The sequence below is a fragment of the Streptomyces coacervatus genome, assembly GCF_029223485.1.
Classification (GTDB): Bacteria; Actinomycetota; Actinomycetes; order Streptomycetales; family Streptomycetaceae; genus Streptomyces; species Streptomyces coacervatus.
In genome coordinates, this window is the sequence record NZ_JARHTP010000005.1 from 18,506 (window position 1) to 39,932 (window position 21,427).

Annotated in this window: 16 protein-coding genes; 7 read left to right on the top strand and 9 right to left on the bottom strand. The window is 70.1% G+C overall.

What is annotated here, in order from left to right; all coding sequences use genetic code 11:
• Positions 1-11: 11 nt before the first annotated feature.
• On the bottom strand, positions 12-602 hold the full coding sequence (locus P2Q00_RS13790) for a GNAT family N-acetyltransferase (RefSeq protein ID WP_275772734.1): 591 nt from the start codon (positions 600-602) through the stop codon (positions 12-14).
• Positions 603-882: 280 nt separating this feature from the next.
• On the opposite strand from P2Q00_RS13790, the gene secA reads away from it, so the two are divergent.
• A complete protein-coding gene (gene secA / locus P2Q00_RS13795) occupies positions 883-3,696 on the top strand; it encodes a preprotein translocase subunit SecA (RefSeq protein ID WP_275772735.1) in 2,814 nt (937 codons plus the stop codon).
• A 110-nt stretch (positions 3,697-3,806) separates the two neighbouring features.
• On the opposite strand, the gene P2Q00_RS13800 is transcribed toward secA, so the two are convergent.
• Positions 3,807-4,607, bottom strand: a complete 801-nt coding sequence (locus P2Q00_RS13800; protein ID WP_275772736.1) for an Rv3235 family protein — start codon at positions 4,605-4,607, stop codon at positions 3,807-3,809.
• A 314-nt stretch (positions 4,608-4,921) separates the two neighbouring features.
• Between P2Q00_RS13800 and P2Q00_RS13805 the strand changes: the two genes are divergently transcribed.
• Together P2Q00_RS13805 and P2Q00_RS13810 are read left to right on the top strand one after the other, a co-directional pair.
• Positions 4,922-5,437: a DUF6912 family protein gene (locus P2Q00_RS13805; protein WP_275772737.1), complete on the top strand. Its 516-nt coding sequence runs from the start codon at positions 4,922-4,924 to the stop codon at positions 5,435-5,437.
• Positions 5,438-5,528: 91 nt separating this feature from the next.
• Positions 5,529-6,194: an HAD family hydrolase gene (locus tag P2Q00_RS13810; RefSeq protein WP_275772738.1), complete on the top strand. Its 666-nt coding sequence runs from the start codon at positions 5,529-5,531 to the stop codon at positions 6,192-6,194.
• A 198-nt stretch (positions 6,195-6,392) separates the two neighbouring features.
• Here P2Q00_RS13810 and P2Q00_RS13815 read toward each other — a convergent pair whose 3' ends face one another.
• Positions 6,393-6,959, bottom strand: coding sequence for a DJ-1/PfpI family protein (locus P2Q00_RS13815; RefSeq protein WP_275772739.1), 567 nt, complete (start codon positions 6,957-6,959; stop codon positions 6,393-6,395).
• Positions 6,960-7,549: 590 nt separating this feature from the next.
• Between P2Q00_RS13815 and P2Q00_RS13820 the strand changes: the two genes are divergently transcribed.
• The gene (locus P2Q00_RS13820) at positions 7,550-12,496 is read left to right on the top strand and encodes an NAD-glutamate dehydrogenase (protein ID WP_275772740.1); all 4,947 of its coding nucleotides are present in this window, start codon (positions 7,550-7,552) and stop codon (positions 12,494-12,496) included.
• A 123-nt stretch (positions 12,497-12,619) separates the two neighbouring features.
• Here the strand turns inward: P2Q00_RS13820 and P2Q00_RS13825 are convergent, their stop codons facing one another.
• A complete protein-coding gene (locus P2Q00_RS13825) occupies positions 12,620-13,456 on the bottom strand; it encodes an ABC transporter ATP-binding protein (protein WP_275772741.1) in 837 nt (278 codons plus the stop codon).
• Positions 13,449-14,366: an ABC transporter permease gene (locus P2Q00_RS13830; RefSeq protein WP_275772742.1), complete on the bottom strand. Its 918-nt coding sequence runs from the start codon at positions 14,364-14,366 to the stop codon at positions 13,449-13,451. The genes P2Q00_RS13825 and P2Q00_RS13830 overlap by 8 nt, the downstream gene beginning before the upstream one ends.
• A 276-nt stretch (positions 14,367-14,642) precedes the next feature.
• On the opposite strand from P2Q00_RS13830, the gene P2Q00_RS13835 reads away from it, so the two are divergent.
• Together P2Q00_RS13835 and P2Q00_RS13840 are read left to right on the top strand one after the other, a co-directional pair.
• On the top strand, positions 14,643-15,269 hold the full coding sequence (locus tag P2Q00_RS13835; RefSeq protein ID WP_275772743.1) for a TetR/AcrR family transcriptional regulator: 627 nt from the start codon (positions 14,643-14,645) through the stop codon (positions 15,267-15,269).
• Positions 15,270-15,346: 77 nt separating this feature from the next.
• Positions 15,347-15,991 (top strand): response regulator transcription factor, encoded by a 645-nt coding sequence (locus P2Q00_RS13840; protein WP_275772744.1) that lies wholly within the window; start codon positions 15,347-15,349, stop codon positions 15,989-15,991.
• Between the two features lie 2 nt (positions 15,992-15,993).
• Here the strand turns inward: P2Q00_RS13840 and P2Q00_RS13845 are convergent, their stop codons facing one another.
• The 3 genes from P2Q00_RS13845 to P2Q00_RS13855 all read right to left on the bottom strand — a co-directional run bounded on the left by P2Q00_RS13845 (position 15,994) and on the right by P2Q00_RS13855 (position 19,301).
• On the bottom strand, positions 15,994-16,935 hold the full coding sequence (locus tag P2Q00_RS13845) for an ADP-ribosylglycohydrolase family protein (protein WP_275772745.1): 942 nt from the start codon (positions 16,933-16,935) through the stop codon (positions 15,994-15,996).
• A 9-nt stretch (positions 16,936-16,944) separates the two neighbouring features.
• Entirely contained in the window at positions 16,945-17,925 is a 981-nt protein-coding gene (galE, locus tag P2Q00_RS13850) for a UDP-glucose 4-epimerase GalE (RefSeq protein WP_275772746.1), read from the bottom strand.
• Between the two features lie 95 nt (positions 17,926-18,020).
• The gene (locus tag P2Q00_RS13855; protein WP_275772747.1) at positions 18,021-19,301 is read right to left on the bottom strand and encodes a glycosyltransferase 87 family protein; all 1,281 of its coding nucleotides are present in this window, start codon (positions 19,299-19,301) and stop codon (positions 18,021-18,023) included.
• Positions 19,302-19,393: 92 nt separating this feature from the next.
• On the opposite strand from P2Q00_RS13855, the gene P2Q00_RS13860 reads away from it, so the two are divergent.
• Entirely contained in the window at positions 19,394-20,929 is a 1,536-nt protein-coding gene (locus P2Q00_RS13860) for a glycosyltransferase family 39 protein (protein WP_275772748.1), read from the top strand.
• Here the strand turns inward: P2Q00_RS13860 and P2Q00_RS13865 are convergent.
• Complete coding sequence (locus P2Q00_RS13865) at positions 20,878-21,402, bottom strand: MarR family winged helix-turn-helix transcriptional regulator (protein WP_275772749.1); 525 nt, start codon at positions 21,400-21,402, stop codon at positions 20,878-20,880. The genes P2Q00_RS13860 and P2Q00_RS13865 overlap by 52 nt on opposite strands.
• Positions 21,403-21,427 lie beyond the last annotated feature (25 nt).

Here is a 21,427-nt window from a genome sequence, read left to right on the forward strand (position 1 = left end):
CTGCGGATTCGTCACTGGGCGCCCGCTGTTGAGGCGGGTGCGGGGAGATACGGCGCCGTCGACGGCAGCCCCAGGTCCGACGGCAGCAGGGCACCCACCCAGGAGTCCCTGCGGACGCCCTGGTGGATGATCGAGGAGCGCAGGACGCCCTCGATGACGAAGCCGGCGCGCTCCGCCACCGCGCGGGAGGGGCTGTTGCCGACTTCCGCACGCCATTCCACGCGGTCGACCGACAGTTGGGTGAAGGCCCAGCGGGAGACCTCGACGACGGCTTCGGTGACGTAGCCGTTGCCGCGGTGCTCCTTCGTGCCCCAGAACCCGATCTCGGCCGTGCTCAGGGAATGCATGGAGAGGCTGAGCATGCCCACGAGTTCCTCCCCTTCGGGGAGGAACAGAGCGAAGGTGAGTATGGAGCCGTTCGCCCAGCCGCCCGGGGCGAGTTCCTCAGTGAAACTCCGCGCGTGCTCGGCGAGGTAGGGCGAGGGAATCGTCGTCCAGCGCTGGATGTCGGGATCCTGGGCCGCGGCGTACACCGCGTCGGTGTCCTCGGGGCCGACCGTGCGCAGGAGCAGCCGGGAGGTCTTGAGCGTGACGGGTTCCATCGGCTGATTCTGCTCGGAGGCCCGACACGGACGCCATCCTTTTGCCGTGCGTGAGCGCGTGATCACAATTCGCGCAATTCGTCGGTGTGATGCGGCACCATCCGCAGGGCCCGTCCGTTGTCTCCTTTGAAGAAGATTTGAAGCGGTGCGCGAAGCCTTCGGGGTCGTCGTACCGGCAGGCCTCCCGGCTTGGTGGGGTCCTCGCATACGATGGCCGTTGCTCAGCAAGTCAAATGGAAACCGACCGTCCCAGGCCCGACCGGCAAGGAGACCCACCCCCGTGTCCGTCCTCTCGAAGATCATGCGTGCAGGCGAAGGCAAAATCCTGCGCAAGCTGCACCGCATCGCGGACCAGGTCAGCTCCATCGAAGAGGACTTCGTCGACCTCTCCGACGCCGAGCTGCGGGCCCTCACCGATGAGTACAAGCAGCGCTACGCCGACGGCGAGAGTCTGGACGACCTGCTTCCCGAAGCGTTCGCCACCGTGCGCGAGGCCGCCAAGCGCGTTCTCGGACAGCGTCACTACGACGTCCAGATGATGGGCGGCGCCGCGCTCCACCTCGGCTATGTCGCCGAGATGAAGACCGGTGAGGGCAAGACCCTGGTGGGCACACTGCCCGCGTATCTGAACGCCCTCTCCGGGGAGGGCGTTCACCTGATCACGGTGAACGACTACCTGGCCGAGCGCGACTCCGAGATGATGGGCCGCGTCCACAAGTTCCTCGGCCTGACCGTCGGCTGCATCCTCGCCAACATGACGCCGGCCGAGCGCCGCCAGCAGTACGAGTGCGACATCACGTACGGCACGAACAATGAGTTCGGCTTCGACTACCTGCGCGACAACATGGCGTGGTCGAAGGACGAACTGGTGCAGCGCGGCCACAACTTCGCCATCGTCGACGAGGTCGACTCCATCCTCGTCGACGAGGCCCGGACGCCGCTGATCATCTCCGGCCCGGCCGACCAGGCCACCAAGTGGTACGGCGACTTCGCCAAGCTGGTCACGCGCCTGAAGAAGGGCGAGGCGGGCAACCAGCTGAAGGGCGAGGAGGAGACCGGCGACTACGACGTCGACGAGAAGAAGCGCACGGTCGCCATCCACGAGCCCGGTGTCAGCAAGGTCGAGGACTGGCTGGGCATCGACAACCTCTACGAGTCGGTGAACACGCCGCTGGTGGGCTACCTGAACAACGCCATCAAGGCCAAGGAACTCTTCAAGAAGGACAAGGACTACGTCGTCATCGACGGCGAGGTCATGATCGTCGACGAGCACACCGGCCGTATCCTCGCCGGCCGCCGCTACAACGAGGGCATGCACCAGGCGATCGAGGCGAAGGAAGGGGTGGACATCAAGGACGAGAACCAGACGCTCGCCACGATCACCCTGCAGAACTTCTTCCGCCTCTACAGCAAGCTCTCCGGCATGACCGGTACGGCGATGACCGAGGCCGCCGAGTTCCACCAGATCTACAAGCTCGGTGTCGTCCCGATCCCGACCAACAGGCCGATGATCCGCAAGGACCAGTCGGACCTGATCTACCGCACCGAGGTGGCCAAGTTCGAGGCGGTCGTCGACGACATCGCCGAGAAGCACGAGAAGGGCCAGCCGATCCTCGTCGGTACGACGTCGGTCGAGAAGTCCGAATACCTCTCGCAGCAGCTCTCCAAGCGCGGCATCCAGCACGAAGTGCTGAACGCGAAGCAGCACGACCGTGAGGCGACGATCGTCGCCCAGGCCGGCCGCAAGGGCGCCGTGACCGTCGCGACCAACATGGCCGGCCGTGGTACGGACATCAAGCTCGGCGGCAACCCCGATGACCTCGCCGAGGCGGAGCTGCGCCAGCGCGGCCTCGACCCCGAGGAGCACATCGAGGAGTGGGCCCAGTTCCTGCCCGACGCCCTGGAGCGTGCCGAGAAGGCCGTGAAGGCGGAGTTCGAGGAGGTCAAGGACCTCGGCGGGCTCTATGTCCTGGGCACCGAGCGGCACGAGTCGCGGCGTATCGACAACCAGCTGCGCGGCCGCAGCGGCCGTCAGGGCGACCCTGGCGAGTCCCGCTTCTACCTCTCGCTCGGCGACGACCTGATGAGGCTCTTCAAGGCCCAGATGGTCGAGCGCGTGATGTCGATGGCGAACGTCCCGGACGACGTCCCGATCGAGAACAAGATGGTCACGCGCGCGATCGCGTCCGCCCAGTCGCAGGTCGAGCAGCAGAACTTCGAGACCCGCAAGAACGTCCTGAAGTACGACGAGGTCCTCAACCGCCAGCGCGAGGTCATCTACGGCGAGCGGCGCCGCGTCCTGGAGGGCGAGGACCTGCAGGAGCAGGTCGTGCACTTCATGGACGACACGATTGACGCGTACATCTCCGCGGAGACCGCCGAGGGCTTCGCGGAGGACTGGGACCTGGAGCGGCTGTGGGGCGCCTTCAAGCAGCTCTACCCGGTGAAGGTGACCGTCGAGGAGCTGGAGGAGGCGGCCGGCGACCGGGCCGGTCTGACCGCCGAGTGGATCTCCGAGTCCATCAAGGACGACATCCACGAGCAGTACGAGTCGCGTGAGGCGCAGCTCGGCTCCGAGATCATGCGTGAGCTGGAGCGCCGGGTCGTGCTGTCGGTCCTGGACCGCAAGTGGCGCGAGCACCTCTACGAGATGGACTACCTCCAGGAGGGCATCGGCCTGCGCGCGATGGCGCAGAAGGACCCGCTGGTCGAGTACCAGCGCGAGGGCTTCGACATGTTCACCGCGATGATGGAGGGCATCAAGGAGGAGTCCGTCGGCTACCTGTTCAACCTGGAGGTCCAGGTCGAGCAGCAGGTCGAGGAGGTCCCGGTCGAGGACGCCGAGCCGGTCGACATGGAGAAGCAGGACGTGGTGCCGGCGCAGGCGGGCAGCCGTCCGGAGATCCGGGCCAAGGGGCTGGACGCCCCGCAGCGCCGGAACCTGCACTTCTCCGCGCCGACCGTGGACGGCGAGGGCGGCACCATCGAGGGCGACTTCGTCGGCGACGAGGAGCCGGTGCGCTCCGAGGCCGACGGTCTCACGCGCGCGGAGCGGCGCAAGCAGTCCCGGAGCGGGCGGCGCCGCAAGAAGTAGCCGGCGGAGCAGTAGCGGCTTGAAGGGCCGGGTCACCCCGAGGGTGACCCGGCCCTTCGGCGTACGGCGGTGTGGCGGGGGCCGGGCTGTGCCGGCGGCCCTCCGGTCGTCTAGTCGTCGCCGGTGGGTCGGGGCGGGCGTGGGCCGCCGAGTTCCACCGCGGTGCAGCGCCAGCGCAGGTCCCGGCCCCGTTCCAGGCGGAAGGCCATGGCCCGCAGCTGGTCGCCGGCGCCGATGCGGGCGAAGGCCTCGACGGCACCGGGACGGGCTTCGTAGTAGCCGATGTCGCGGACGACCGGGCTGGCGCCGCGGGTGCGCAGGGGGCCGCGTTCGGCGAGCCAGGCCAGTTCGTCGTAGGCCCGGCCCGCGGTGTGCCGCAGCATCGAGTGAACGGGGCGGCGGCCGCTCAGCACCGCGAGCAGCAGGTCGGCGAAGACGTCGGTGGGGCGGGGCTGGGGGACCGGCCGCGGGTGGGTCCCGGCGTGGACGGCGGGGCAGGCCGGGTGGTCGGCTGTGAGCCCTCCCGCCGGGGCGGGAAGCGCGTTCGGCGGCGCGTGGGTGGTGGTGCGGGCGCGGGCCGCGGTCTCGGCACCCGCGTCTGGAGCCGTGGTGGCGGTCGTGGCGCCCTCGGGCGGTGCGGCCGGTCCGGGAGGGCGGACCGGCCCGGTACGTGCCGTGGTCGCGCTCCTGGCCGGAGTGGCAGGAGCTGTCGGTGGGCGGTTGTCGGCGGGCCTGGTGCTCGGGGAGACGCCGCCGGCCCGGGAGCCCGGCGGGCGGCCGCCGCCCAGGGCGGTGCGGGTCGGGGTTCCGCCCGGGGTGCGGGGCGGGGCGCCGCCGGGGCGGCGGGAGTCGCGGCGGCCGGGAGGGCGGCTGCCCGGCTGGTGCTGTGCCCTGGTCATGACCTTGTGCATGTGCGTCCCCGTTCGGTGAACCCGGCTGATACCGGTCGGTAACTTGGCGTTGGGGATCTTGTACGGGGCGAGGGGTGCCGGCAGCAAGGACGCGTGGAGCCGGGGCGGGGTGGCCGGAATCTTCACCTATCAGGGTGATGGAGAGGGCGCGGAAGCCCGTGACCATGGGGGTGCGCCGGGTGAATTCCGGGGCCTCAAGTGGACGGCTGCGGGCCTGTGGGCAGGGACTCGAAAGGGGACGCCCACACGTATCCTGAAGGCCCTCCAGGAGGCGCGTGAGCGCGCCCAGCCACCGACCACGAAAGCGGCCAGCCATGCGCGTCTACGTCCCCCTGACCCTCTCCGGTCTCGCCGAGGCGTACAAGACGGGAGAGCTGGGGGCAGGGCCGCTCGCCGCGTACGCCGTCACGCCCGCCCTGCGCGAGTGGTACCTCTCCGACGACATCGAGGAACTGGAGTACGCGGCCCTCAACCGCGCCGCGCTCGCCTCGCTGCGGCTGCTGGCCGCGGACCCCGGGGCGGTACGGCGCCGGGTCGTGGTCGCCGTCGACGTGCCCGACGGTGCGGCGGCCGCCGACCCCGACCGGGGCCTCGACCCGGCCGCGCTCGGCGAGGTACGGGTGACCGGGACCGTGGCGCTGGCCAAGGCGGCCGCCGTGCACGTCGACCTCGACGATGCGGCGCAGGACGTGGCCGCCGCTGCCGAGGCGCTCGAGGCGGCCGACCGCGGGGACGACGACGCACAGTTCGTGGTGGACGGGGCCGAGGACCACGAACTGCTGTGGTACGCGACGCAGGAGATCCCCAACCTGGTCGGGCTCGGTGACTGAGCCCTCCCGCATGCGCCCCTTTCACACCTGCTCAATGGCGTTCTGACCTGCGGAGCTCTTGATTGTCAGTGGCGGCGGGTACGTTTTTGGCATGGGGAAGCAGACAGGGGTGCACATCGTCTGGGACTGGAACGGGACGCTGTTCCACGACAATGACGCGATCATCGGGGCGACGAACGCGGCGTTCGCCGAGCTGGGTCTTGAGCCGATCACGATGGAGCAGTACCGGGCGCTGTACTGCGTGCCGGTGCCGAAGTTCTACGAGCGGCTCATGGGCCGGCTGCCGACGGACGCCGAATGGGAGGTCATGGACGAGACCTTCCACCGGTACTACGCGGAGCACCGGGTCGGCTGCGGGCTGACCGAGGGGGCGCCGGAGCTGCTCGCCGGGTGGCGATCGGCAGGGCGCAGCCAGTCGATCCTGAGTATGTACGTGCATGACGAACTCGTCCCGCTGGTGCGGGGGTTCGGGATAGAGGCGCACTTCATACGTGTCGACGGGCGGACCGGGCCCTCGGGGGGCAGCAAGGCGGAGCACATGGTGCGCCACCTCGCCTCGCTCGCCGGTGTGGACCCGGCTCGTACGGTGGTGATCGGCGATGCCGCCGACGATGCGGTGGCCGCGCGGCATGTGGGGGCGGGTGCGGTGCTGTACACCGGCGGGTCGCACGGCCGGGCCAGCCTCGAAGAGGTGGGGGTGCCGGTGGTGGACTCGTTGGCGGAGGCCGTCGCAGAAGCGGAGCGGCTGGCCGCATAGGTGCCCCGAGCAGGGGGCCGGCTGGGGGGTGGATTTCGCTCGCCGCGCTTGGCGGGTGCCGCCTCTCTTTGGGTCGGGAGCCGCCCCAGCGGCACGACTGCCCGCAGACGGCACGGCGTGGTGGGTCTGCCCGCAGACGGCACGGCGTGGTGGGTCTGCCCGCAGACGGCACGGCGGGGGCGGCCGTCCCCAGCTGCGTCAGGTCACCGGTGCCTTCGCCCGTAGCACCGTCAAGAACTCCCGCATCCACGCCGAGTGGTCCGGCCATGCCCGGGACGAGACAAGGGTGCCGTCGACCACCGCCTCGGCGTCCTGGAAGTCGGCGCCGGCGGCCTGCATGTCCGGTTCCAGCGCCGGATATGCCGTGACGCGCCGGCCGCGGAGGCCGTCGATCGCGGCGGTGAGCAGGGGGCCGTGGCAGATCTGGGCGACCGGCTTGTCAGCGTCGAAGAAGGACTTGAGGATCTTGCGGAGTTCGGGGTCGTTGCGGAGGTACTCGGGGGCGCGGCCGCCGGGGATGACGAGGGCGGCGTACTGGCCGGGGTCGACCTCGGCGAAGGCGAGGTCGGCGGGCCAGGTGTAGCCGGGCTTTTCGGTGTAGGTGTCGAAGCCGGGTTCGAAGTCGTGGACGACGAACTGGAGCTTCTTGCGGGCGGGGGCTGCGATATGGACGTCGTAGCCCTCCTCGCGGAGGCGCTGGTAGGGGTACAGGACCTCGAGTGACTCTGCTGCGTCACCGGTGACGATGAGGATTTTCGCGGTCATGTTCGGGCGGCTCCCCTCGGGCGGGTGTGCGCTGTCATGGGCAACGTGCCTCTTGGGGGTGGCCTTGCCAAGAGGTCCGGTCGTTTTCGAACAGGGGATCATGAACAGGGGGATCAGATGACGGATTCGTATGGCCGACCCGCACGACCGTGGGGCCTTTGCCCCTGTGCAGAGTGTCAAAGTTCCACCCCTGGTTTTGTACACATACGGCTCATGACGGGGCCCCCGTACTGAGCGATAGCCTTGTGGCGTGATCAGCGCGATAGTTCGCGGGGGCATCGTTGCCCCTGCCCTGCGCCCGGTGAGCACGGACTACCTCCGTGACCGGGCGGCGGTCGCTGGTCTTCGCGGGCAGGAGGGGGCCGGAAGGGCTCCCGGGATGCCATTCACCCCCTGGACGCGGGCGCTGCGGAGAGCAGCGTCACACCCTCGGGGCAGCTCAAATATGGCTCATATTTGCCCGCTCTTCTCACCTTGCGGCATAGCGTCGGACCAGACCGGAGAACCCGGGCCGTGGCGTCGAGCCGCAGGGGAAGAGACCGTACTTCCTTCTACGTCACGCAACGGCGCGCGACAGGAGCCAGAGGACAATGCAGACCAAGCTGGACGAAGCCAAGGCCGAGCTGCTCGAGAGGGCCGCCCGGGTAGCTGAGAACAGCCCGGTCGGGGGGCACCTACCGACTGGGACGACGGATGAGAGTACGCCCGACCGGGACACCGTGCTCGCGTTCCTCCAGCGCTACTACCTGCACACCGCCCCGGAGGACCTCACCGGCCGTGACCCGGTCGACATCTTCGGAGCCGCGCTCTCGCACTACCGGCTGGCCGAGAACCGCCCCCAGGGCACGGCCAACGTACGGGTCCACACGCCCACGGTGGAGGAGAACGGGTGGACGTGCAGCCACTCCGTCGTCGAGGTCGTCACCGACGACATGCCCTTTCTCGTCGACTCCGTCACCAATGAGCTGACGCGACAGGGACGTGGCATCCACGTCGTCATCCACCCGCAGATCGTGGTCCGCCGGGATGTCACCGGCAAGCTCATCGAGGTGCTCCACGCGCAGTCCAACGGCGAGCTGCCGCACGACGCGCACACCGAGTCCTGGATCCATGTCGAGATCGACCGGGAGACCGACCGCGGCGACCTCAAGCAGATCACCGCCGACCTGCTGCGCGTCCTGTCCGACGTCCGCGAGACCGTCGAGGACTGGGACAAGATGCGGGACGCTGCTCTGCGCATGGCCGACGAGCTGCCCGAGGAGCCGATCGCCACCGACCTGCGTGAGCAGGACATCGAGGAGGCCCGCGAGCTGCTGCGCTGGCTGTCCGCCGATCACTTCACCTTCCTCGGCTACCGCGAGTACCAGCTGCTGGACGACGACTCCCTGGCCGCCGTGCCCGGCACCGGGCTCGGCATCCTGCGCTCCGACCCGCACCACGCCGGGGACGACAGCCACCCGGTGAGCCCGTCCTTCGAGCGGCTGCCCGCCGACGCCCGCGCCAAGGCCCGCGAGCACAAGCTGCTGGTCCTGACCAAGGCGAACAGCCGGGCCACCGTGCACCGGCCCTCGTATCTGGACTACATCGGCGTCAAGAAGTTCGACGCGGACGGCAATGTCGTCGGTGAGCGCCGCTTCCTCGGTCTGTTCTCCTCCGCGGCCTACACCGAATCGGTGCGCCGGGTGCCGGTCATCCGCCGCAAGGTCGAGGAGGTCCTGGAGCGCGCCGGCTTCTCGCCCAACAGCCATGACGGGCGCGACCTGCTGCAGATCCTGGAGACGTACCCGCGCGACGAGCTCTTCCAGACCCCGGCCGACGAGCTCGAGTCCATCGCCACCTCCGTGCTCTATCTGCAGGAGCGCAGGCGGCTCAGGCTCTACCTCCGGCAGGACGAGTACGGGCGCTACTACTCCGCCCTCGTCTACCTCCCGCGCGACCGCTACACCACCGGCGTCCGGCTCAGGATCATCGACATCCTGAAGGAGGAACTCGGCGGCATCAGCGTCGACTTCACGGCCTGGAACACCGAGTCGATCCTCTCCCGGCTGCACTTCGTGGTCCGTGTCCCGCAGGGCACCGAGCTGCCGCAGCTGTCCGACTCCGACAAGGAACGCATCGAGGCCCGCCTGGTGGAGGCCGCCCGCTCCTGGGCCGACGGCTTCGCCGAGGCGCTGAACGCCGAGTGCGGCGAGGAGCGCGCCGCCGAACTGCTGCGCCGCTACAACAACGCCTTCCCCGAGGGCTACAAGGCCGACCACACCCCGCGTGCCGCGGTCGCCGACCTCGTCCACCTCGAACAGCTCAGCGAGGCACAGGCCCACAGCGGCCAGGACTTCTCCCTCAGTCTGTACGAGCCCGTCGGCGCCGCCCCCGAGGAGCGCCGGTTCAAGATCTACCGCAAGGGCGAGGCCGTCTCCCTGTCCGCCGTACTGCCGGCCCTCAGCCGGCTCGGCGTCGAGGTGACGGACGAGCGGCCGTACGAGCTGCGCTGCTCGGACCGCACCACCGCCTGGATCTACGACTTCGGCCTGCGTATGCCCAAGTCGCTGAACGGCAGCGGCGACTACCTCGGCGACGACGCCCGCGAGCGCTTCCAGGAGGCCTTCGCCGCCACCTGGACCGGCAAGGCGGAGAACGACGGCTTCAACGCCCTTGTGCTGAGCGCCGGGCTGAACTGGCGGCAGGCGATGGTGCTGCGGGCGTACGCCAAGTACCTGCGCCAGGCTGGTTCCACCTTCAGTCAGGACTACATGGAGGACACCCTCCGCAACAATGTCCACACCACCCGGCTGCTCGTCTCGCTGTTCGAGGCGCGGATGTCGCCGGACCGGCAGAGGGCCGGGCACGAGATCGTCGACGCCCTCCTCGAAGAGGTCGACGCGGCCCTCGACCAGGTGGCCTCCCTCGACGAGGACCGGATCCTGCGGTCCTTCCTGACCGTCATCAAGGCGACCCTCCGGACGAACTTCTTCCAGGAGGCGGCGGGCGGCAAGCCGCACGCGTACGTGTCCATGAAGTTCGACCCGCAGGCCATCCCCGATCTCCCGGCGCCGCGACCGGCGTACGAGATCTGGGTGTACTCGCCGCGCGTCGAGGGCGTGCACCTGCGCTTCGGCAAGGTCGCGCGCGGAGGCCTGCGCTGGTCCGACCGGCGTGAGGACTTCCGTACCGAGATCCTCGGCCTGGTCAAGGCGCAGATGGTGAAGAACACCGTCATCGTGCCGGTCGGCGCCAAGGGCGGCTTCGTCGCCAAGCAGCTGCCGGACCCGAGCGTGGACCGGGACGCGTGGCTGGCCGAGGGCATCGCCAGCTACAAGACGTTCATCTCGGCGCTGCTCGACATCACCGACAACATGGTCGCGGGTGAGGTCGTGCCGCCCGCCGACGTCGTACGGCACGACGAGGACGACACCTACCTCGTCGTCGCCGCCGACAAGGGCACCGCGACCTTCTCCGACATCGCCAACGGGGTTGCGGAAACGTACAACTTCTGGCTCGGCGACGCCTTCGCCTCCGGCGGCTCGGCCGGCTACGACCACAAGGGCATGGGCATCACCGCCCGCGGTGCCTGGGAGTCCGTCAAGCGGCACTTCCAGGAGCTGGGTGTCGACACGCAGAGCGAGGACTTCACCGTCGTCGGCATCGGCGACATGTCCGGCGACGTGTTCGGCAACGGCATGCTGCTGAGCGAGCACATCCGCCTGGTAGCCGCCTTCGACCACCGGCACATCTTCATCGACCCGAACCCGGACGCGGAGGCCTCGTACGCCGAGCGCCGGCGCATCTTCGAGCTGCCACGCTCCAGCTGGGCCGACTACAACACCGAGCTCATCTCCGCCGGCGGCGGCGTGTTCCCGCGTACCGCCAAGGCCATCCAGCTCAACTCGCAGATCCGCGAGGCCCTCGGCATCGAGGGCAAGGTCGCCAAGATGACCCCGGCCGACCTGATGAAGACCATCCTCCAGGCACCGGTGGACCTGCTGTGGAACGGCGGCATCGGTACGTATGTGAAGGCCAGCACGGAGACCCAGGCGGACGTCGGCGACAAGGCCAACGACCCGATCCGCGTCGACGGCGCCGACCTGCGCGTCAAGGTCGTCGGCGAGGGCGGCAACCTGGGCCTGACCCAGCTCGGGCGGATCGAGTTCGCACGGCACGGCGGCAAGATCAACACGGATGCGATCGACAACAGCGCGGGCGTGGACACCTCCGACCACGAGGTGAACATCAAGATCCTGCTCAACGGCCTGGTCGCCGACGGCGACATGACCGTCAAGCAGCGCAACAAGCTGCTCGCCGAGATGACCGACGAGGTCGGCGCCCTGGTCCTGCGCAACAACTACGCGCAGAACACAGCGCTCGCCAACGCGCTGGCCCAGTCCAAGGACATGCTCCACGCCCAGCAGCGCTTCATCCGCCACCTGGTGCGCGAGGGCCACCTCGACCGGGCCCTGGAATTCCTGCCCGCGGACCGCCAGATCCGTGAGCGCCTCGGCGCCGGCCAGGGCCTCACCAGCCCGGAGACGGCCGTCCTGCTGGCGTACACGAAGATCACGGTCTCCGACGAGCTGCTGCACACCTCGCTGCCGGACGACCCGTACCTGCGCAGCCTGCTGCACGCGTACTTCCCGACGGCGCTGCGCGAGCAGTTCCCCGAGTACATCGACAGCCACCCGCTGCACCGCGAGATCGTCACGACGGTCCTGGTCAACGACACGGTCAACACGGGCGGTACGACCTATCTGCACCGGCTGCGCGAGGAGACCGGCGCCTCGCTGGAGGAGATCGTCAGGGCGCAGACCGCGGCCCGCGCGATCTTCCGTTCGGCGCCGGTGTGGGACGGGGTGGAGGACCTCGACAACCAGGTCGAGGCCGCCGTCCAGACCCGTATCCGGCTGCACTCGCGCCGTCTGGTGGAGCGCGGCACGCGCTGGCTGCTCAACAACCGGCCGCAGCCGCTGCAGCTCGCCGAGACGGTCGAGTTCTTCGCCGAGCGTGTCGAGCAGGTCTGGCAGCAGCTGACGAAGCTGCTGCGCGGTGCGGACCTCGAGTGGTGGCAGCAGATCTACGACGAGCTGACCGGCGCCGGCGTCCCGGACGAGCTCGCCACCCGCGTGGCCGGGTTCTCCTCCGCCTTCCCGGCGCTGGACATCGTCTCGGTGGCCGACCGCATGGGCAAGGAGCCGCTGGACGTCGCCGAGGTCTACTACGACCTCGCCGACCGGCTGCACATCACCCAGCTCATGGACCGCATCATCGAGCTGCCGCGCGCCGACCGCTGGCAGTCCATGGCCCGCGCCTCCATCCGCGAGGACCTGTACGCGGCCCACGCGGCCCTGACCGCGGACGTCCTGGCTGTCGGCAACGGCACCTCGACCCCCGAGCAGCGCTTCAAGGCGTGGAACGAGAAGAACGCCGCGATCCTGGGCCGGGCGCGCACGACCCTGGAGGAGATCCAGAGCTCGGAAACGTTCGACCTCGCCAACCTGTCGGTGGCGATGCGGACGATGCGGACGCTGCTGCGGACGCATTCGTAGGCGGTACGTCTTCCAGTACGTCTTCCACTTCGAGTACGTCTGCTACGACTAAGGGGGCGCCCCGGGCCGGATCGGCTCGGGGCGCCCCCTTTTGCGCAGGGTCTCGCAGGGCGTCGCAGGTGCTCAGGCGGCCTTCGGCTTGGCCTTGTCGGCGCCGCCGGTGAACTCCTCGTACGCGGCCATGACCTCCTCGGTCGGGCCGTCCATGCGCAGCTCGCCGCGCTCCAGCCACAGGACCCGCTCGCAGGTGTCGCGGATCGACTTGTTGTTGTGGCTGACCAGGAACACCGTGCCCGCGTGCTGGCGCAGTTCGCGGATGCGCTCCTCGGAGCGCCGCTGGAAGGAACGGTCGCCGGTGGCGAGCGCCTCGTCGATGAGGAGCACGTCGTGGTCCTTGGCGGCGGCGATGGAGAAGCGCAGCCGGGCGCCCATGCCGGAGGAGTAGGTGCGCATGGGGAGGGTGATGAAGTCGCCCTTCTCGTTGATGCCGGAGAAGTCGACGATGTCGTCGTAGCGCTCCTTGATCTCCTCGCGGGACATGCCCATGGCGAGGCCGCCGAGGTAGACGTTCTTCTCGCCGGTCAGGTCGCCCATGAGGGCCGCGTTGACGCCGAGGAGGGAGGGCTGGCCGTCGGTGTAGATGTGGCCGTTCTCCACCGGGAGAAGGCCCGCGACCGCCTTGAGCAGCGTCGACTTGCCGGAACCGTTGGTGCCGATGAGGCCGATGGCCTCACCCTTGTACGCGACGAAGGACACCTTCTTGACCGCGTGCACCGTGCGCACGCCTGCCGCCTTCTCGGCCTGCTGGCGGCGCAGCATGCGGTTGAGGGCCGCGGTCGCGGAGCCGCGTCCGGCACCCGTGCCGTTGACCCGGTAGACGATGTCGACGCTGTCGCAGACGACGGTGGGGATCGTGCTGTCCGCGGGCACGGGGGTCCGCTCGGTGATGTGCTCAGCCACGGCCGTACGTCTCCTCAGCCTTCCAGAAGTAGATGAATCCGCCGACGCCGGCGACCAGGGCCCAGCCGGTCGCGGCCGCCCACACGTGCGGGGGCAGCTGGCTGGAGTGGAAGCTGTCGATCAGCGCGTAGCGCATGAGGTCGATGTAGACCGCGGCCGGGTTGGTCTCCAGGGCGATCGTCAGCGCGTGCGGCAGGTGGTCGCCCTTGGTCAGCTTGGAGATGCTCCACATCACGCCGGACAGGTACATCCAGGTGCGCAGCACGAACGGCATCAGCTGGGCGATGTCCGGGGTCTTCGCACCCATCCGGGCCATGATCATCGAGACGCCGGCGTTGAACATGAACTGCAGGACCAGGGCCGGCACCGCCAGCAGCCAGGAGAACGCGATCGGCACGCCGAAGCACAGCAGGATGACGACCAGTGCCGCCATCGAGAACAGCAGCTGCTGCAGCTGCTGGATGGCGAACGAGATCGGCAGCGCGGCCCGCGGGAAGTGCAGCGCCCGGACCAGGCCGAGGTTGCCGGAGATCGCGCGGGTGCCCGCCATGATCGAGCTCTGCGTGAACGTCCAGATGAACACGCCCGTGACCAGGAACGGGATGTAGTCCGGCACATGCCTCTTGGTGCCCAGCAGGACGCCGAAGATGAAGTAGTACACAGCCGCGTTCAGCAGCGGGGTCATGACCTGCCAGACCTGGCCGAGCTTCGCCTGGCTGTACTGGGCGGTGAGCTTGGCGGTGGCGAAGGCGGTGATGAAGTGGCGCCGGTCCCACAGCTGCCGGACGTACTCGGGCAGGGTGGGGCGGGCGCCGCTGACCGAGAGGCCGTGGCGGGCGGCGAGGGCCGCGAGGTCGTCGTCGGCCGGGGCCGGCGTCGGGGGCGGTGTGTCGAGGACCTGGCTGCTCACATCCGCTGCTTTCACTCGGGGGAGGGGGGTGTGGGCGTCCGGCCCGTCGGCCGGACGGTCCGTTGCCCGGCGTTTCCTTACGCTTCTCTTCATGTTCTCTTACGTCGGGACGGGTCCGTATCGTCGCAACGCGAGCGTAGGCCGAATCAGCGTCGGAACGCAACCGTTTCGTCGTCACGTCTTCGTCGGTCGAGGCGTCGGGACGACACCGTTTCGTCGCAACGCCTCCCGCGTCAGGACGCAACCGTTTCGTCGTAACGCCCTATGCTGGTCCGTATGACGACGAACGCCGACGAGCCCCAGACGCGTCCGCGCCGCCGCACCCCCGCCGGGGCGGCCGTACTCCGGGAGGATGTGACGGAAGCCATCCGTGCGGCCGTCTTCGAGGAGCTGGCGGCCGTCGGCTATGCGCGGATGTCCATCGAGGGGATCGCGCGCCGCGCGGGCGTCGGCAAGACCGCGGTCTACCGCCGCTGGCGCTCCAAGCTGCACCTGGTCCTCGACGTCGTCTCGGCGATAGCGGTGATGGGTCTGCCGACGCCGGACACCGGTTCCCTGGAGGGCGACCTGTGTCTGCTGTACGAGGTCACCTCGCGGGCCCTGCGTCACCCGGTGGCCTCGCAGATCATCCCGGACCTGCAGGCCGAGGCCGCCCGCAACCCCGAGATCGCCGAGGCCATGCAGAAGACCCTGCGCGAGGGGCAGGAGGGCGTTGCCAGCAAGATCATCGTGGCGGCGGCGCAGCGCGGTGAGATCAGCGGGCACCTCGACGAGGATCTGGCGCTCGACCTGATCTCCGGGCCCCTCTACTGGCGCTCGGTGGTGATCCGCAGCCCGAAGCTGCCGAAGGGGTACCTGGCGGCGCTGGCCCGGGCCACCGCGGAGGCTCTGAAGGCACTGTGAGTATGCTGCGGTCCCCGGCCGCCGGTGGCCGAAAGCGAGTCGCCGCCTGCGGTGACCGGAGTTGAGGCGGACCTGCCGTGAGAGTCGTGATCGCCGAGGACAACGCGCTGCTGCGCGAAGGGCTGGTCCTCTTGCTGACGTCCGCCGGACACGAGGTCGTGGCCGTGGCAGGCACCGGCCCCGAGGTCCTGCCCGCGCTCCTGGAACACCGTCCCGACGCCGCCGTGCTCGACGTGCGCATGCCGCCCGGATTCCGTGACGAGGGCCTGCGTGCGGCGATCGAGGCACGCGCGCAGATCCCCGGGCTGCCGGTGCTGGTGCTCTCGCAGTACGTCGAGGAGTCGTACGCCGCAGAGTTGCTGACCGGGGGCGCGAGCGGGCTCGGCTACCTGCTCAAGGATCGCGTCGGCCGGGTCGACGAGTTCCTCGACGCGCTGGAGCGGGTCGCCGCCGGCGGTACCGCTCTCGACCCCGAGGTCGTCACCGAACTCCTCACCCGACGCAAGGACTCGCCCCTCGACTCGCTCACCCCGCGCGAGCGCGAGGTGCTGACGCTGATGGCCGAGGGCCACGACAACGCGACCATCGCCAAGACCCTCGTCGTCACGGAACGCGCGGTCCACAAACACATCGGCAACGTCTTCCTCAAGCTGAGCCTGCCACCGAGCGACAGCGGCCACCGCCGGGTGCTGGCTGTGCTGACGTATCTGAACAACCGGTAGCTTCAGGCCGCCCGGCCGTGCAGCCGCCGCGCGAGCGCAGCCAACTCCGGGGTCCGGAGCACCCGTTCGCCGAAGCCCGGCAGGGGCACGTGCAGCGGGGCGGTCCAGCGTTCGGGGATGGCATCGATGCCGTGCACCGCTCCCGCGAGCCCGCCGGTCACTGCGGCGACGGTGTCCGTGTCGCCGCCCAGGTCGATGGCGGCGCGTACGGCGGACTCGTAGGAGAGGGTGGTGCGCAGGGCCCAGACGGCGGAGGCGAGGCAGGGCCACACGGCCCCGTTGAATTCCGTCGCGAGGTCGGGGTGCCAGTCGGCGGCGAGCACGCGCGCGTAGCGTTCGCGGTGGTCGGGGTGGACCGCCGCGAGTGTGTCCTGGACGGCGGCGATCGGATCGCCCCCGGCCAGAGCGACCCGCATCAGCTCATGGAAGATCGCGGTGCCCTCCCAGGCCGCGCGGTCCCCGTGGGTGAGAGCCGCGATACGGCGGGCGGCGTCCATCGTGGCTTCCCGGCCTGCGTCCGCGAAGTACACGGCTGAGGTGGCCGCCCGCATCAACGCCCCGTTCCCCGCGGCTCGTTGGCTGGTCTGGAAATGCAGGGCCGCGGCCAGGTTCCAGGGGTCGCCGCTGCCCAGTACGGCTTCCGTCTGCAGGCCGATGTCCTTCGGGTCGGAGGCCGCCCAGCGCTGGAATCTGGCGAAGACGTCCGGCAGTTCGAGGCCGTCGTGCTCCAGCAGGGACTCGGCGACGAGGACCGCCATCTGCGTGTCGTCGGTCGCCTCGCCGGGGTCCCAGCCACCGCCCCCGCACATCTCGCCGCCCTGCCCCGGCTCGGGGAAGCGGGCGGAGAATGCTCCCTCGGGGCCGAACTCGAAGGGAGCGCCCAGGGCGTCGCCGACGGCGGAGCCGATGACGGTCCCCAGCGCGCGGTCGGTAGCGGTGATCATCCGCGCAGGCTAGCCCCGCCCCGCCCCCGGATGCACCCGTACCCACCCCTCCCAAGCCGACGTGATCATGTCCTGGACGTCGTGCTTGGCCTTCCAGGTCAGTTCGGTGGCGGCGCGGTCTGCGGAGGCGACGACGCGGGCCGGGTCGCCGGGGCGGCGTGGCACAACCGTCGGGGGGCGGTCGTAGCCGGTGATTGCGTTGATCAGGTCGATCATTTCGCGGACGGAGACGCCCTCGCCGCGGCCGATGTTGAGGGTGAGGTCGCGGCCGGGGGACGACTGGAGTGTGCGGGCGGCCGCGACGTGGGCTTCGGCCAGGTCCATCACGTGGATGTAGTCCCGTACGCACGTGCCGTCAGGGGTTTCGTAGTCGTCGCCGAAGATGCGCGGGGGCATGTTCTCGGTGAGCTTCTCGAAGACCATGGGGATCAGGTTGTGGACGCCGGTGTCCGCGAGTTCGGGGGTCGCGGCGCCCGCCACGTTGAAGTAGCGGAGGGAGGCTGTGGAGAGGCCCGTCGCGCGGGCCGTCGCGCGCACCAGCCATTCGCCGATCAGCTTCGTCTCGCCGTACGGCGACATGGGCAGACAGGGCGTCTCCTCCGTCACCAGGGTCTCGTCCGGCATGCCGTACACCGCTGCGGAGGACGAGAACACGAAGGACGCGACGCCGGACGCCGTCACTGCCTCCAGGACGGTGCGCAGGCCCTCGACGTTCTCCCGGTAGTAGTGCAGGGGCAGGTCCATCGACTCGCCCACCTGCTTCTTCGCCGCCAGATGGACCACCCCGGTGACATCGTGGACCGCGAGGGCGCGCCCGACCCGCTCGCCGTCCAGCGTCGATCCCACCACCAGCTGCACACCCCGCGGCACGCGCTCGGCGATGCCCGTCGACAGGTCGTCGTACACCACGGTCCGCTCGCCCGCCTCGATCATCGCCCGGACGACGTGCGCCCCGATGTAACCGGCGCCGCCGGTGATCAGCCAGGTCATGTGCGGCCGTCCCCTCGTCAGTTGGCCCGTGGTGGTGGGGTGGTGGTGGGGTAACAGTGAAGCAGGCGGCGGAGTCCGGCTCCGCCGACGGTTTTTTACGCTCCGGAGTGCTGGGGAAGGCGACGGGCCACCGGGCCCGCATCGCGCGCGGGCGCGGGAGTTCCGGGTGTCGGGCGGGTGGAGCGCCACAGGCGGGTGAGGGACAGTACGGCGGCTGCGGCGAGCAGGCCGTTGCGGGTGAGCATCAGGGCGCAGCCCGTCCAGGTGCAGGCCATGACCTGGCCGTACAGGACCGGAAAGGCGACGGCGCTGACCGCGGTCGCGGCCAGGATCAGGGCGGCCACCGGGCGTTGCACGGTGTGCCGCGAGGTCAGGCACACGGCGGCCAGGCCCAGCAGCCAGATCATGTACTGCGGGCTGATCACCCTGCTGGTCACGGTGAACAGCAGCACGGCGCTCAGCGCGGCGTCGTACGGCGTCGCGGGCGTCCAGCGCCGGGCCCGCAGCCGCCACAGGAGCAGCAGCCCGAAGGCGACCGCCGTGAGTGCGAGCAAGATGTGCGCGACGGTCTGCACATACGGGCCGGTGAACTCCAGGGCGCCGTACTGGTAGCGCACCTTCCCCGGCCACCCGGCGTGCGTCGCGAGGGCGAGCGCCGTGCCGCCGAGCGACTCGATCTGCACGCCCCGCCCGCCCTGCTGGCGCAGGAAGTCGAAGGGGTCGGCGAACAGTGCCGCGAGGACCGCGAGCGACCCGGCCCCGGTGACGGCGGCCCACGCCCACGCCGAACGCGTCGTACGCCCCCTCGGCGTGCCCAGCAGCACCAGCGCCGGCCACACCTTCACCAGGGCGCCGAGCGCCGCGAACACCCCGCACGCACGCGTGGAGCGCGGCAACGTCAACAGGGAGATGACGGCCAGGGCTGTGACCTGCACGTCGTAGCGGGCGAGGGGGGTGTGCAGGAGGAGTGGGAGGCCGCCCACCCACATCGCGGCCCCGAGGAGCCGGCGGCCGGGGCGGGCGCCCACGACGGCCAGCGCCAGAGTGATCGCCGCGTCGGCGATGAGGGTGAGGACGACGAACGCCTGGAAGTACGTCAGGCCCGGCAGCAGCCCGGGCGACAGCAGCACGGCCCCGGCGCCCGGCGGGTACTGCCAGAGCGGGTCGTGCGCGGGGAAGGCGCCGTGCGAGAGAATGCCGTACCAGTGGTGGTACAGGCGCCACACCTCCCGTGCGACCGCACCCCCGCCGAGCAGGGGTGCCGCGTTGTACGCGAGCAGCCACAGCATCAGGGCGCGGGTCGCGAGCCAGGCGGCGGCGAGGGCGAGGAGGCTGCTTTTTTCGGGTTTTCCGGCGGTGGTCATCACGGCGTTCATCACCGCGGATCGTAAGCCGGGCGAATGGTGTATGCGTGCTAATACACCGTCAATGCTCGGTAAGAGCTTGCCGACCGCACAAAATCAGCCGTGTGCTGAGCGAGGACACGGGGCGGGCGAACCGTCGGTGGGTGCGTGCGGAGGTCGTGGCCGTGGCGGTTCCCGCCGCCGTCATGCTTGCGATCGGCCTGTGGGGACTCGACCGCGGCGGCATGTGGGGCGACGAGAGCGTCACCTTCCTGGTCGGGCGGCGCACGGTGCCGCAGATCTGGCAGCTGCTGCACGGCCTGGACGCCGTGCACGGCCTGTACTACCTGTTCATGCATGTCGTCCTCGCCGTCGACCCCAGTGAGGTCGTCCTCCGGCTCCCGTCCGTGTGCGGGGCCGCCGCGACCGCCGGTCTGGTAGCGGCTCTCGGCGTACGGCTGGTCCGGCCGCGGGTCGGCCTGTGGGCCGGGCTGCTGTACGCGGTCACCCCGCTGGCTGGCCACTACGCGCAGGAGGGGCGGTCGTACGCGCTCGTCGCGGCGGGCGTCGCGGGGGCGACGCTGCTGCTGGTGCGGGCGGTGGAGGAGCCGTCGCGGCGCGGGTGGTGGTGGTACGCGGGCCTTCTCGCCGTGACCTGTCTGCTGCACGAGCTGGTCGCCCTGGTGCTGTGCGCGCATGCGCTGACCTTGGCCCTCCTGCGGGTGCCGAGGGAGGTGTGGCTGGGCTGGGGGCGGGCGGCGGGGCTGGTGGGGGCCGTACTGCTGCCCTTGGTGTGGGTGTCGCAGAAGCAGTCGGCGCAGGTGGGGTGGCTGGTGACACCCGGGTGGGACCAGGCGGGACAGCTGGTGCAGGACTTCGCCGTCGGCCCGGAGGGGGCGGTGTTCTGGGTGTCCCTCGGGCTGATGGTGCTGGGGCTCGGTGCGGGCCGGCCGGCGGCGGTCGCACTCCCGCTGCTCGTGCTGCCGCCGGCGCTCCTGATCGCCGTATCGCAGATCCGGCCGCTGTATCACGAGCGGTATGTGCTGTATGCGCTGGCGGGGGCGCCGTTGCTGGCCGCCGCCGGTGCGGAGTGGGTGGTATCGGCCCTGGTGCAGTTCCGGCCGAGCGGCCACCGCCTGCGCTACGGCCGACTCGGCACCCTCACCGGTGTCCTGGCCGTCGCCCTCGCTTTCGTCCAGTGCCTGCCCCTCTATCGGCAGGACCGTACGCCGGGGCACCGCCCCGAGAACCTCGGTGCCGTGGCCGCCCGGGCCGCCCGCGACATCCGTCCCGGCGATCCCGTGCTGTTCCTGCCGTCGAACTGGCGGCTCACGGCGCTCACGTATCCGAAAGCCTTCCGCAGGGCCCGGGACATCGCGCTGCGGGAGTCCGGGCCGCGGTCGGGGACGCTGAGCGGCATCGAGACCACGCCGGCGGAGCTGCGGCGCAGGCTGGCCGATGTGGACCGGGTCTGGGTCGTCGGTCAGTCGCGGGTCCTGCGCTCGGGCCTGCTGCCGGCCGACCCGACCGAGCGCGTCAAACTCGCGGTCGTGGAGGAGCAGTTCATCGCCCGGGAGCGCTATGTGAGCGGCCGGGTGACCATCCTCCTCTACGTCCGCCGCCCCGCCGTCTCCGCGGCCGTGGCCGCGTCCAATGCCTGAGTGAGCTCGTCGAGGCGGGACCGCAGCTGCCGGATCTCGTCCACGTCGAAGCCCGTCGCCGCGACGATCCGGCGCGGCACCTGAACCGCCTGGTCGCGCAGGGCGGCGCCCTCCTCGGTCAGCCGTACCTCCACCGAGCGCTCGTCGCGGGCGCTGCGCTCACGCCGTACCAGGCCGGCCGTCTCCAGCCGCTTGAGCAGCGGGGACAGGGTGCCTGAGTCGAGGCGCAGGTGTTCGCCCAGCTTCTTGACCGGCAGATCGCCGTGCTCCCACAGCAGCAGCATCACCAGGTACTGCGGATAGGTGAGCCCGAGGTCCTTGAGGATCACCCGGTAGACGCCGCCGAAGGCGCGCGACGCGGCGTTCAGGGAGAAGCAGATCTGCTGGTCGAGCCGGAGCCAGTCGGTCGTGGCCGTCGTGACCGTCGTGGCTTCCGCGGGTGTGTCGGGTGTGGTGGGCGTCGTGCTGCTCATGTCCCCAGGATAGCTCTTGCCCGCC